We start from the raw sequence: 12,522 nt of genomic DNA, 5'->3' as shown, positions 1-12,522 counted from the left end.
GAATCTCGCATAGTACACAACAGAATTTAATACCTACGCCCTCTGTTGTGTACTAAATTATGTGCCTCTTTTTTGCGGTGTCAAATAAAAGAGTTATTTTTGCATCATCGAAATATATTTACTATGAACATTGACAGGGAAAAGAAAATAATTGACGGCCGCGACGGACTCAGCAAGACCCTCGGCATGGAGTTCCTCTCCACGCCCGAGCCCGACACCTGTATGGCCCGCATGCATGTCGACGGTCGCAACACCCAACCCTTCGGATTCCTCTCCGGCGGAGCCTCGTTGGCCCTTGCCGAGAACCTCGCCGGGGTGGGCTCGCTGGCCCTCTGTCCCGACCGTCTGGCCGTGGGCATCAACGTCAGTGGCAGTCATGTGCAGGCAGTCCGTGAGGGCGACACCGTGACGGCACTCGCCCGACTGCAATACAAGGGTCATACGCTCCATCAGTGGCTGGTCGACATCCGCAACAGTCGTGGCGACCTCATCTCCACGGTGCACGTCACGAACTACGTCCTTCCGGCAAAAGGAAAATCGGGAGCGCAAAAGACGACAGAGGATAAAGACAATTCAGAAAGAAAGGACGCCGAATGATGGACTTCGCCTACTATCGTCTGCCCGATACATCGGAATATCATGTTATCAGCGGTGAGGCCGAGAGCATCAGCAGTATCGATGCCATCGCCGGTCGCAGCGGATTTGTGCTTGCGCCATTTCTGGCGACGGCTGATCATCCTGTGGTCTTTATCCCGGCCACGACGACCGATGTCAGGTCCGTCGACGCATCCCCGTCGTCATCCGTGGTCAATCCTGCCGCGGCTCCGGCGAACCCCATCAGCGATGATGCCGGCACCCCGTTGCGGGCCACTGCTGCCGCCACCGAGCGACAAGCCTACCACCACGACTTCACCCTTGTGCACCGATGCCTCGACGATGGCGTTGCCGACAAGGTCGTCCTTGCCCGCCGCCACGACCTCACTGCCGATGCCGTCGTCGACGTGGAGGCCGCTTTCCACAGGGCCTGCCGCCGTTATCCCCATCAGATGATAATCCTCGTGAGCACTGCCGTCAGCGGAACGTGGCTCATGGCCACACCGGAGGTGCTCGTCGAAGGCCGCGGACAGCGGTGGCGCACCGTCGCCCTTGCCGGGACGATGACCACCGACGGACCGTGGAGTGCCAAGAACCGGCGCGAGCAGCATATCGTTGAGGAGTATGTCGGCGACTGTCTGCACCGTCATGCCACTGATATTGAACTCTCGGCACCGCATACCGTCACCGCCGGAGGACTGTTCCATATCTGCACCGACTTCGTTTTCGACCTCCCCGCCGACCGTCCGGCACTGTCGTCGCTCATCGACGACCTCTATCCCACACCCGCCGTGTGCGGTCTGCCGAAGGCTGAGGCGCGGTCGATAATCCTCAACAGCGAGACCGCCGACCGCCGTTATTACAGCGGTTTTGCCGGACCGGTGGCCATCGGCGGTGCGACCCATCTGTTCGTCTCGCTGCGCTGTATGGAGGTCAGTGGCCGCAGGGTGTCGCTCTATGCCGGTGGCGGTCTGCTCAGCGAGAGTCGTGAGGACGACGAATGGAAGGAAACGGAAGAAAAACTAAGAACAATGAAGGATGTACTCTGACAAGGAAAACATAAATATTCTCACCTCTCTGCTCGTTGCCCATGGCGTCCGCCATGCCGTGGTCTGTCCCGGCTCGCGCAATGCCCCTATCGTCCACAACCTCAGCGAGTGTCCGTCGCTGACGTGCTATCCCGTTACCGACGAGCGCAGTGCGGGATTCTACGCCTTGGGCATGGCCCTGCGCACGGGTCTGCCGACGGTCGTCTGCGTCACGTCGGGGTCGGCACTGCTCAATCTCGCGCCCGCCGTCGCCGAGGCCTTCTATCAGCGCGTGCCCCTCGTAGTGGTCTCCGCCGACCGTCCGCAGCAGTGGGTCGACCAGCTCGACGGTCAGACGCTGCCGCAGCCGGGGGCTTTCGGACGCTTCGTTGCTGCGGCCGTCAACCTGCCGGAGGTTCCGTCCGGCGACCGCGAAAGCCACTGGCACTGCAACCGTCTCGTCAACGAGGCCCTCCTTGCGGCCACGGCCCGCGGTGGCGCTCCAGTTCATATCAATGTGCCGATAAGCCGACCGCTGTATAATTTCACCCGGCACGACCTCCCGCAGGAGCGGACTGTTGTGCGCATTCCGGCTCTCCGGACTGATACCACGTTGATTATGAGGCAGATGAACGAGGCCCGACGCCCGCTGATTGTCGTCGGACAGATGCGTGACGGCGAACTGCCGCGTGCCGTCACCGATGCTTTGGCTATCCGCCACTATGTCGTCCTGCAGGAAGCACTGAGTGCGGAGGATGGCAGCGAGAGCCTCGACGCCATGCTGAAGGCCGCCGACGGAACCGAATTTCCGCTGCCCGACTTCATTGTTTATGTCGGACGGACCCTCGTCAGCGCCCGGCTGAAGGACTATCTCCGCCGTGCCGTCGACGCCCGTTGCTGGCGCATCGACGAGACCGGTGCCGTCATCGATACCTTCATGAACCTCACGGGTATCGTCGAGGGCCGTCCCGCCGACGTGCTCGCGGCTGTCGGAGGCTCCGGTCCCGTCGGGTGGTACGACCGCTGGCAGCAGTTGCGGGCGCTGACCGGTGAGCACCGCCGCAGCTACGAGCCCGCTTTCTCGACGATGCTCGCCGTGAAACGCTTCGAAGAACGGCTCCCGGCCGATGATGCCGGAGCCCGCGTCTTCTACGCCAACAGTATGGCTGTGCGCATGGGATGCATCTACGCCCGCCACCGTATCGGCTGCAACCGTGGCGTGAACGGTATCGAGGGGTCGCTGTCGACGGCTGCGGGCTATTCTCTTCTCAGCGACGGGAATGTCTATTGCGTCATCGGCGACCTGAGTTTCTTCTACGACCGCAACGCACTGTGGAACAGCCGTCTGCACGGAAATTTCCGTATCCTTCTGCTCAATAACGGAGGTGGCGGAATATTCGAGAAGTTCCAGGCTCTCGCCGACGCCGACGATGCACTGAATGTCAAGGCTCAGTATCGCACTACGGCTCGCGGATTCTGTTCCGACAATGGCATCGGCTATCTCTCAGTGGCCGACGGCAGCCACCTCGACGAGGGACTGCGGTGGCTCACCGGCAACGCCTCCGGACCGCGGCTCCTTGAGGTCGTGACCGACAGCTCAACCGATTGGACGAATTACGAAAACTATTTTAATACATTATAGATTATGGAAAGAGAATGGAAAACAATAGAAGGGTTCGACTTCAAGGAGATTCTCTTTGAGGAATACAACCACATCGCAAAGATCACTATCAACCGCCCGCGCTACCGCAATGCGTTTACGCCGCTGACAGTGTGGGAGATGAGTCAGGCGTTCACCTACTGCCGCGACCACCTCGACATACGGGTCGTCATCCTCACCGGTGCCGGCGACAAGGCCTTCTGCTCCGGTGGCGACATGCACGTGAAAGGACGTGGCGGATATGTCGGCAACGACGGTGTGCCGCGCCTTAACGTCCTCGATGTCCAGATACAGATCCGTCGTCTGCCGAAGCCCGTCATCGCGATGGTCAACGGCTATGCCATCGGTGGCGGACACGTCCTGCACGTCGTCTGCGACCTCACGATAGCCTCCGAGAATGCCCGTTTCGGTCAGACAGGACCTAAAGTCGGCAGTTTCGACGCTGGCTTGGGGGCATCCTATCTCGCCCGGATTATCGGACAGAAGAAGGCTCGCGAGATGTGGTATATGTGTATGCAGTACACCGCCGAGGAGGCCGAGCGCATGGGACTCGTCAATAAGGTTGTGCCCCTCGACAAACTCGAGGATACGTGTGTGGAGTGGGCCGAGACGATGATGGAGCGGTCGCCGTTGGCACTGAGGATGATGAAGGCCGGATTCAACGCCGAACTCGACGGTCAGGCCGGCATCCAGGAACTCGCTGGTGACGCTACTATGCTCTACTACACCCTCGATGAGGCGCAGGAAGGGGGCAGGGCGTTCCTCGAAAAGCGCAAGCCCGACTTCGACAAGTATCCGCAGTTCCCATAAGGAGAGCTGATTTGCGGTCCACACCGAATCCCATTGGTAAGGCTGAATTGTCCGTAATGTTCCGGCCCGGCGACTTATATAATTCTCCGCCGGAACGATATTATACCCTTGGATTTCCCGGATTGGCCCCGGATTAGAGCCTTTTGAGTCTCTCGTCCGGCCCTGTCCGATTGACGGATTTCCCTCGGTTTTCGATTGAAAAATAGGAGATAAAGAAATATGAAAGTTCATTTTGAGCGGCGACTGTTGCACTTCAAGCAGCCTGCCGGCACATCGCGTGGCGTCTACACCACACATCTGTCCTACTATGTCAGCGTCGAGAGCGACGGCAGGGTGGGGCAGGGCGAGTGCTCCGTGCTCCCCGACCTCAGCTGCGATGCTATGCCGGAGGCCGATTACGAGGCTCTGCTCGCCGACACCGCCGCCTACGTGGAGCGCCACGGCACCATTCCCGTCGAGGCCCTGCGCCCCTATCCGTCGGTGCTCTTCGGCTTCGAGACCGCCTTCGACGAGCTCGCGGCGGGGAGTACGGCCCTCTCCGACACCCCCTTTGCGCGCGGCGAGGAGGGCATTCCCATCAACGGCCTCGTGTGGATGGGGTCGTTCGACGAGATGTACGAGCGGCTGGAGCAGAAGCTCAAGGACGGTTTCCACTGTGTGAAACTGAAGATTGGTGCCATCGACTTCGACCGTGAGCTGGAGCTCGTAAAGCATATCCGGGAACGGTTCTCACGCGACGAGGTTGAGCTCCGCGTCGATGCCAACGGAGGGTTCACCCCCGACAACGCCATGGAGCGCCTCCGGGCTCTCGCGCCCTTCGGCATCCACTCCATCGAACAGCCCATACGGCAGCACCAGTGGGACGCTATGGCACGGCTGTGCCGCCTCTCGCCGCTGCCGATAGCCCTCGACGAGGAGCTCATCGGTGTGAACAGCAGGGACGAGAAGGCCCGACTGCTCGACACCATCCGTCCTGCGTTCATCGTTCTCAAGCCGAGTCTCCACGGCGGAATACGCGGCTGCCGCGAGTGGATAACCCTTGCCGGCGAGCGCGGCATAGGCTCGTGGATAACGTCAGCCCTCGAGAGTAATGTGGGACTCAACGCCATCGCCCATTTCTGCGCGTCAGTCTACGGGCCCGCCATCACCTTTCCGCAGGGATTGGGAACGGGGCTCCTCTATACCGACAATATCGAAATGCCACTGGAAATACGTGGCGACCGTCTGTGGTATAATCCCGCCAAGGAGGGGCTAAAGGCATGACGCTCAGCGATTTTCTCGACGAATGGAATGATCCCTCGCCCACGTTGTTGGTGCATACGAGCGGATCGACGGGAACACCGAAGCCGATGTGGGTCGAAAAAGCGAAGATGCTCAACTCCGCCCGCATCACCTGCGACTTCCTCGGACTGCACTCCGGCGACACGGCACTGCTCTGTATGCCCCTCGATTATATCGCCGGAAAGATGGTGGTGGTCAGGGCGTTGGAGCGAAACCTGCGTCTCATTGACGTCAAACCGTGCGGTCATCCTCTGGCCGACACCGTCTATCCCCACGATGAGGCCGCGCCCGTCTTTGCGGCGATGGTGCCGATGCAGGTTTTCAACTCGTTGCAGGTTCCGGAGGAGCGGCAGCGGCTACGGCAGATACGCCATCTCATCATCGGTGGTGGGGCTGTCGATGCCGCTATGGCTCAGGCTCTTGCCGACTTCCCGAACCATATCTGGAGCAGTTATGCCATGACCGAGACTCTCTCGCATATCGCCCTGCGGCAGGTCAACGGCCCCGAGGCCGACGAGTGGTACACACCTTTCGACAGCGTAAGGGTCGACAAGGCCGACGACGGCTGTCTCGTCATCGACGCACCGCTGGTCCACGACGGTGTCCTGAAGACCAACGACCTTGTGGAGATGCGCTCTGCGACGGTCGGCGGTCGCCGTGTCAGGCAGTTCAGAGTCTTGGGCCGGAAGGATAATGTCATCGACTCGGGAGGCATAAAGATTCGCATCGAGGATGTCGAGGAGGCCCTCGCGCCCCATCTCACCGGCCGTTTTGCCATCACGAAGTCCCCGGACCGTAAGTTCGGCGAGGTGGTGGTATTTGTCAGCGAGACCGGTGATGCCGATGCGCTGAGGGCTGTCTGCGAGCGCGTACTGCCGAAATACTGGTGCCCGAAGCACTATATCCACGTGGCGCAGATACCCCTCACGGCCACGGGAAAGATTCGCCGCAAGGCCGTTGAGGACATCGCCGCGGAGCGCTTGAAGTGATTTTTTCACTCGGTGTGCCCCGATAATTTCCTCTTTTCGAACGAAAATGAACATAGCACCAACCTTATAAAACTATCGTTATCAATGAAGATTACAACAGGAACGATGCCCTTCAAGGGCTATCAGACATATTACAGAATCGTCGGCGAACCCACCGACAATGCCCCTCTGCTGCTCATCCACGGTGGGCCGGGCTCTACGCACAACTATTTTGAGGTGCTCGACGACCTTGCCGTCACCACCCGCCGTCAGATTATCAGCTACGACCAGATTGGATGTGGCGAGAGCTATGTCGACGGACATCCCGAGCTGTGGACGCTGACGACCTGGCTCGACGAGCTCGAGGCCCTGCGCAGTCATCTGCACCTCAACCGTGTGAACCTCCTCGGACAGTCGTGGGGCGGCATGCTCATCATCGCCTACATGATAGACCGCCACCCCGAGGGCATCGAGTCGATAATCCTCTCGAGCACACTCCCCTCGAGTGAGCTGTGGAGCCATGAGCAGCAACGGCTTATCTCGTTCATGCCCGACGACGAGCAGGAGGCTATAGCACGAGCCGTGGCCACCGGCAACTTCGACGATCCGGCCTATCTGAAGGCCAACGACCACTATACCGTCCTCCATGCCGACGAGATTACCGATGCCTCGCCGGAGTGTTTACGTCGACCGAAGCGGTTCGGCACTGAGTCGTATCTCACCGCCTGGGGACCGAACGAGTACACCCCGACGGGCACTCTCCGCGATTTCGACTATACCGACCGTCTGGGCGAGATTACCGACCCCACCCTCATCATCAGCGGAACGAACGACGAGTGTACGCCGCTGATAGCCAAAACAATGGACGATAATATGCCGAACGCCATTTGGGAGCTCCTCGACGGTGCCCGCCACATGACCTTCATCGACCAGACCGACACCTACAAGCAACTCCTCATCGGGTGGCTCATGAGCTGACGGTAACATTAGCAACTTTGTCAAGCGGTTGTAACATCATTGTAGCAGCCGCTGAATACCTTTGCACCGATTTTATTCGGAACGTTATTATTTTATCAATCGCAAGCCGAAATGGCATGTATCGAAATAATGTAAAAATATTTCAGCATAGAAAAACGACTGCTACCGTACTGATTAGACTAAATTAACCTTACGATATTTTGTCGTTTGCTTATCTTTGTCTACCTTTGCGCTGTCACATTTGATTATATTTTTACCTGAACATTATGAAAGTATTATTAGTCAGCGCAAGTCCACGCCGTGGGGGAAATACATTCACGGCACTGAACGAAGTGAAGAAAACATTGGAGAGCGACGGCATCGACACTGAGCTCGTCGAACTCGGAGCCAAGCCAGTACGGGGCTGCATAGCATGCGGAGGCTGTCGCCGCGACCCGGACAAGCACCGCTGCGTCTTCGACGACGATATCTGTAACACCATCTCGGAGAAGGCCGAGACCGCTGATGCCTTTGTCTTCGGTACTCCCGTCTATTATGGTGTGCCCAACGCCACGGCCATGGCCCTCATCCAGCGCCTGCTCTACAGCAATGGCGGAGCCTTCCAGTATAAGCCGGTGGCCAACGTCTGCGTCTGTCGCCGTGGCGGTGCCGATGTGGCTTACCAGACCATGAATATGATGTTTGAGATGTGCAACATGCCCATAGTCACATCCCAGTATTGGAATATCGCCTACGGCCGCGAGAAAGGTGAGGCTGCCTCCGACACCGAGGGCATGCAAACCATGCGCACCCTGGCTCACAACATGTCGTGGATGCTCAAGAAAATCCATGGCCTCGCCACAACCGACCTCCCCGAGAAGGAGCCCTGGTCGCCAATGAACTTCATCCGCTAAGCCCTTGGCTCCCTATAGCGTCCTATAGCTCCTATAGTTTCCTATAGCTCCCTATAGCTCCCTATAATTTCCTATTATCCCCTTTAAATTATCCATCAATGAGCAAAATAAGATTGTTTGTCTTAGCAGTTCTCGTCGCTGCCATGTCTATAATGCCACAGCAGATGGCTGCGGCCATCAGGCAGGTAAAGACGATTGAGCTGAAAAACTACTTCCACAACTCCGGCGCTCCACTGCCGTCGAGCCCGTTGGTCACCACCCAAGCCGACTTCGACCACCTCTTCTCGCCAGCGGCCGTCATGGGCAACGACGGTGAGCCTACAGCGTTAAACTTCCGTAAGCAGGCCGTACTGGCTATTGTCCTTCCTGTTACCAATCGACGTACCGAAATATCGGCAGTGACCGTTACCGAGGTGGCAAAGAACCGGTTGCGACTTGCCTACACCGTACATTATGGTGAGCGTCAGAGCTATACCACACAGCCAATCAGACTGTTAGCCGTCGACGGCCGCTACCGTAAGGCCACCGTCGACGTGAAGGCCACTGTCGTCGACGACCCCGAGACAGTCACCGCTGACTACCGCAATACTCACTACCTCGACCGTGGCCGTCAGCTCGATATCAGTCTTGACTATCCACTTGCCGGCGGTGACATCCGAAATGCCGTCGTCGACTATGAGGCATCGGTTCTCAACGGTGTCGCCAGGTCGATAAGCTGGTCTGATGACACCACAGCCGTCGCTCCAGCCTACAAAGGCGATGTCGCGAAGATGTTCCGTGACGCTATCACCCGTCTCACCGATTCGATGAATGTCGTCGACAAGGCCAACGGCACACCCGCTATGCCGTGCTCCGTGCAGCTGAAGATTGTGCGCACTGATGAGGGCGACCGCTATCTCACCCTCACCACGAGCGGCTACGTATTTACCGGAGGCGCCCACGGCTCCAGCATCGACCGGGGCATCACCTTCGATAAGACAACAGGACAGCCTGCCGCCCTCGTCCGCGACTGTCCAGCTCTGCGGAAGCTCATCCAGGAGAAACTCCCCGCCGGAGTCCGTGAGAGTTTCTCTGCCGACAACCTCGTTCCCTTCCCTGAGAATGCACCGTATTATCAGGATGGCTGCGTGATGTTTGTCTATCAGTCCGATGAGATAGCCGCCCATGCCGTCGGCAAGGTTGTCGTCACCTTCTGGCCCGTCGAAATCGAGCAGTTCCTCACCGATGAGTTCCGCCACATATTAAACGATTAGTCTCCACGACCCCTCATCATCACTTCATCCACCCCTCTCATTCACCCTCCACCCCATACAACCCATCATGCTCTTTCGCTTATATCTCTCAGTCCTGCTCCTCCTCGCGCTCCACATAGCCTCCCCGGCCCAAGTCCGCAGCACGATAGCCACGGAGCAGGACTTCGTCGACTATCTCGGATGGCTCGCCACAAAGGATTCTACCGTCCGCCACGACAATATCAATGCCTTCTACGGCAGTCTGCATAGCGACAGCCTCCGGGCCAACTGGTATCTCACGGCGATGGACTATCTCACCAATGCCGACTCGCCGCTGCGCAACGAGAGGCTCTTCAGCAGTTTCCTTGATTCCCGTTTCGGCCTCCTTGCCGATTCGCTCGTGGCCACCGTCATCGGCGACAGCGCCGTCGGCAGGGCCGATAACGACAACGGGCGGACCGTTGCCACGAAAGCAACAGTCCGCCCGCGCGTGCTGTTCGTCTACGACCCCGACTGCGACCACTGCCGTGAGGTCATAGCCCACGAGACCGCCAGCCCGTCGCTCGGGCCGGTAGTATGGGCCGTATGCGTCACTGCCTCCGACGCTTTATGGCGTGAGGCACAGTCGGCACTGCCACCGCAGTGGCACCGCCAACGTCACGACCCGTCGCTGCTCGACGAGCCGTGGCTCGGAGCCGGCAGCCTGCCGGTAGTGTATTATTTTCCTTGAACGGTCATTGCGACACGTTGAAGTTCATCTCGTTGCCGTTGTTTCCGGAGAAATGTCCCGAATAGGCTCCGTTGACGAATGTGCCGTAGAACGCGTCGCCGCCCTCACAGTAGAGGTCGAGAGACGAACCAGAGTATGTTCCGGTGAACGTCATCTTTGCCTTGTATTTGTCGTAGTAGTACCAGCCCGTGACATTGCTGCCGCTGAACGACAGGTACATAGTGATAGGATACTTGTCGACATAGCCGGTCATGGTGTATGATCCGCTCGCATCACCCGATGAGGCCTCGTCAACATCGTAGTCGTCTCCCTCTCGTTCCCCTCCCGTTCCCCTCCAGTTCCCCTCCCGTTCCCCTCCTGTCTCCCTCCCGTTGTGTTCGCCGCAATACATTGCGGCGCCCCTTCCTCTCCCCCGCTATATATAATAATGTGTGCGCGCCAACGGCGCCTCCATTTTGTCAAATAAAGAGAAAACTTTAATAAAAATCGAATATTTTTTCTCAAAACATTTGCGGGAATGAAAATAAACCCCTACCTTTGCACTCGCTTTTCGGGAAACAATCAATAACACTTAGTTTTTGAGACGCAACGGAAGCCGGGCAGTCAACTCGGAAGAGGATGAGCCGCCCCGAGAAAGAAAGAGTTCTTTGAAAGGATTACATAAGAGACAGAGAGTAGTACAAGAAAAGAAACGAGCCGTTCAATTTCTGTCCTTTACATTATTTATATGGTGCACGGGCTGAGGCCTTTACATTATTATATATAGTGGGCGGGATGAGTTGAAAAAGATAACAGGTTATCGGATCTCAATAAAACGAACGTTCCTGACTCGGACAGACTAATGTAGGCCTTCGGGTCTATAAAGATATTATACAATGGAGAGTTTGATCCTGGCTCAGGATGAACGCTAGCTACAGGCTTAACACATGCAAGTCGAGGGGTAACGACAGCGAAAGCTTGCTTTTGCTGGGCGACGACCGGCGAATGGGTGAGTAACGCGTATCCAACCTGCCGCAAAGTAGGGCACAGCCTTGCGAAAGTAAGATTAATGCCCTATGTGCTGTGATGATGACATCAGAATTGCAGTAAAGGTTCACCGCTTTGCGATGGGGATGCGTCTGATTAGGTTGTTGGCGGGGTAACGGCCCACCAAGCCCGCGATCAGTAGGGGTTCTGAGAGGAAGGTCCCCCACATTGGAACTGAGACACGGTCCAAACTCCTACGGGAGGCAGCAGTGAGGAATATTGGTCAATGGGCGAGAGCCTGAACCAGCCAAGTAGCGTGCGGGACGAAGGCCCTATGGGTTGTAAACCGCTTTTACGGGGGGATAAAGTGAGTGACGTGTCATTCATTGCAGGTACCCCGCGAATAAGGACCGGCTAATTCCGTGCCAGCAGCCGCGGTAATACGGAAGGTCCGGGCGTTATCCGGATTTATTGGGTTTAAAGGGAGCACAGGCCGGCTGTCAAGCGTGTTGTGAAATGTAGGCGCTCAACGCCTGACTTGCAGCGCGAACTGACGGTCTTGAGTGCGCGCAACGTTGGCGGAATTTGTCGTGTAGCGGTGAAATGCTTAGATATGACGAAGAACTCCGATTGCGAAGGCAGCTGACGGGAGCGTTACTGACGCTTAAGCTCGAAAGCGCGGGTATCGAACAGGATTAGATACCCTGGTAGTCCGCGCGGTAAACGATGGATGCCCGCTGTTTGCGTCTAACGTAAGCGGCCAAGTGAAAACGTTAAGCATCCCACCTGGGGAGTACGCCGGCAACGGTGAAACTCAAAGGAATTGACGGGGGCCCGCACAAGCGGAGGAACATGTGGTTTAATTCGATGATACGCGAGGAACCTTACCCGGGCTTGAATTGCTGAGGAAAGATCCAGAGATGGTGATGCCCTTCGGGGCCTCAGTGAAGGTGCTGCATGGTTGTCGTCAGCTCGTGCCGTGAGGTGTCGGCTTAAGTGCCATAACGAGCGCAACCCCTCTCTTCAGTTGCCATCAGGCTATGCTGGGCACTCTGGAGACACTGCCACCGCAAGGTGTGAGGAAGGTGGGGATGACGTCAAATCAGCACGGCCCTTACGTCCGGGGCTACACACGTGTTACAATGGGGGGCACAGAGAGCCGGGTGCGCGCAAGCTTGCCCAAATCCTTAAATCCCCCCACAGTTCGGACTGGGGTCTGCAACCCGACCCCACGAAGCTGGATTCGCTAGTAATCGCGCATCAGCCATGGCGCGGTGAATACGTTCCCGGGCCTTGTACACACCGCCCGTCAAGCCATGAAAGCCGGGGGTGCCTGAAGTCCGTGACCGCAAGGGACGGCCTAGGGCAAAACTGGTAATTGG

11 protein-coding genes and 1 rRNA gene (1 of these 12 cut by a window edge) are annotated in these 12,522 nt (G+C 57.6%); 11 read left to right on the top strand and 1 reads right to left on the bottom strand.

Translation table 11 applies throughout. From position 1 onward, the window contains the following. Positions 1 to 123: 123 nt before the first annotated feature. From LDN30_RS16065 to LDN30_RS16020, 10 genes are all read left to right on the top strand, one after another. Positions 124 to 597 (top strand): PaaI family thioesterase, encoded by a 474-nt coding sequence (locus LDN30_RS16065; protein WP_223927230.1) that lies wholly within the window; start codon positions 124 to 126, stop codon positions 595 to 597. Beyond that, a complete protein-coding gene (locus LDN30_RS16060; protein ID WP_223927229.1) occupies positions 594 to 1,643 on the top strand; it encodes a chorismate-binding protein in 1,050 nt (349 codons plus the stop codon). The genes LDN30_RS16065 and LDN30_RS16060 overlap by 4 nt, the downstream gene beginning before the upstream one ends. After that, positions 1,633 to 3,264 carry a 2-succinyl-5-enolpyruvyl-6-hydroxy-3-cyclohexene-1-carboxylic-acid synthase gene (gene menD / locus LDN30_RS16055; RefSeq protein WP_223927228.1) on the top strand — a complete coding sequence of 544 codons (1,632 nt, stop codon included), beginning with the start codon at positions 1,633 to 1,635 and terminating at the stop codon, positions 3,262 to 3,264. Before LDN30_RS16060 ends, menD begins: the two co-directional genes overlap by 11 nt. Further along, positions 3,265 to 4,092, top strand: coding sequence for a 1,4-dihydroxy-2-naphthoyl-CoA synthase (menB, locus tag LDN30_RS16050; RefSeq protein ID WP_223928305.1), 828 nt, complete (start codon positions 3,265 to 3,267; stop codon positions 4,090 to 4,092). A 219-nt stretch (positions 4,093 to 4,311) separates the two neighbouring features. Next, positions 4,312 to 5,355 (top strand): o-succinylbenzoate synthase, encoded by a 1,044-nt coding sequence (locus tag LDN30_RS16045; protein ID WP_223927227.1) that lies wholly within the window; start codon positions 4,312 to 4,314, stop codon positions 5,353 to 5,355. After that, positions 5,352 to 6,362: an AMP-binding protein gene (locus LDN30_RS16040; RefSeq protein WP_223927226.1), complete on the top strand. Its 1,011-nt coding sequence runs from the start codon at positions 5,352 to 5,354 to the stop codon at positions 6,360 to 6,362. The genes LDN30_RS16045 and LDN30_RS16040 overlap by 4 nt, the downstream gene beginning before the upstream one ends. 84 nt (positions 6,363 to 6,446) lie before the next feature. After that, positions 6,447 to 7,319, top strand: coding sequence for a proline iminopeptidase (pepI, locus tag LDN30_RS16035; protein ID WP_223927225.1), 873 nt, complete (start codon positions 6,447 to 6,449; stop codon positions 7,317 to 7,319). Positions 7,320 to 7,585: 266 nt separating this feature from the next. Then, a complete protein-coding gene (locus tag LDN30_RS16030; RefSeq protein ID WP_223927224.1) occupies positions 7,586 to 8,212 on the top strand; it encodes a flavodoxin family protein in 627 nt (208 codons plus the stop codon). A gap of 98 nt (positions 8,213 to 8,310) precedes the next feature. Beyond that, positions 8,311 to 9,465: a polysaccharide deacetylase family protein gene (locus tag LDN30_RS16025; protein ID WP_223927223.1), complete on the top strand. Its 1,155-nt coding sequence runs from the start codon at positions 8,311 to 8,313 to the stop codon at positions 9,463 to 9,465. A 67-nt stretch (positions 9,466 to 9,532) separates the two neighbouring features. Further along, entirely contained in the window at positions 9,533 to 10,174 is a 642-nt protein-coding gene (locus LDN30_RS16020; RefSeq protein ID WP_223927222.1) for a DUF5106 domain-containing protein, read from the top strand. Positions 10,175 to 10,178: 4 nt separating this feature from the next. On the opposite strand, the gene LDN30_RS16015 is transcribed toward LDN30_RS16020, so the two are convergent. Further along, the gene (locus tag LDN30_RS16015; protein WP_223927221.1) at positions 10,179 to 10,565 is read right to left on the bottom strand and encodes a hypothetical protein; all 387 of its coding nucleotides are present in this window, start codon (positions 10,563 to 10,565) and stop codon (positions 10,179 to 10,181) included. Between the two features lie 481 nt (positions 10,566 to 11,046). Here LDN30_RS16015 and LDN30_RS16010 point away from each other — a divergent pair. Next, positions 11,047 to 12,522, top strand: a 16S ribosomal RNA gene (locus LDN30_RS16010) (it continues 55 nt past the right edge of the window).

The organism is Prevotella lacticifex (genome assembly GCF_019973375.1).
Lineage (GTDB): Bacteria > Bacteroidota > Bacteroidia > Bacteroidales > Bacteroidaceae > Prevotella > Prevotella lacticifex.
This window is presented reverse-complemented; position numbering and strand designations above follow the sequence as displayed.

Excerpts from the sequence above, each read along its gene's own strand:
- LDN30_RS16020 (WP_223927222.1), top strand. The coding sequence starts at position 9,533 with ATGCTCTTTCGCTTATATCTCTCAGTCCTGCTCCTCCTCGCGCTCCAC.
- LDN30_RS16025 (WP_223927223.1), top strand. The coding sequence starts at position 8,311 with ATGAGCAAAATAAGATTGTTTGTCTTAGCAGTTCTCGTCGCTGCCATG.
- LDN30_RS16060 (WP_223927229.1), top strand. The coding sequence starts at position 594 with ATGATGGACTTCGCCTACTATCGTCTGCCCGATACATCGGAATATCAT.
- LDN30_RS16030 (WP_223927224.1), top strand. The coding sequence starts at position 7,586 with ATGAAAGTATTATTAGTCAGCGCAAGTCCACGCCGTGGGGGAAATACA.
- LDN30_RS16015 (WP_223927221.1), bottom strand. The coding sequence starts at position 10,565 with ATGTATTGCGGCGAACACAACGGGAGGGAGACAGGAGGGGAACGGGAG.
- pepI (WP_223927225.1), top strand. The coding sequence starts at position 6,447 with ATGAAGATTACAACAGGAACGATGCCCTTCAAGGGCTATCAGACATAT.
- LDN30_RS16045 (WP_223927227.1), top strand. The coding sequence starts at position 4,312 with ATGAAAGTTCATTTTGAGCGGCGACTGTTGCACTTCAAGCAGCCTGCC.
- LDN30_RS16065 (WP_223927230.1), top strand. The coding sequence starts at position 124 with ATGAACATTGACAGGGAAAAGAAAATAATTGACGGCCGCGACGGACTC.
- menD (WP_223927228.1), top strand. The coding sequence starts at position 1,633 with ATGTACTCTGACAAGGAAAACATAAATATTCTCACCTCTCTGCTCGTT.
- LDN30_RS16040 (WP_223927226.1), top strand. The coding sequence starts at position 5,352 with ATGACGCTCAGCGATTTTCTCGACGAATGGAATGATCCCTCGCCCACG.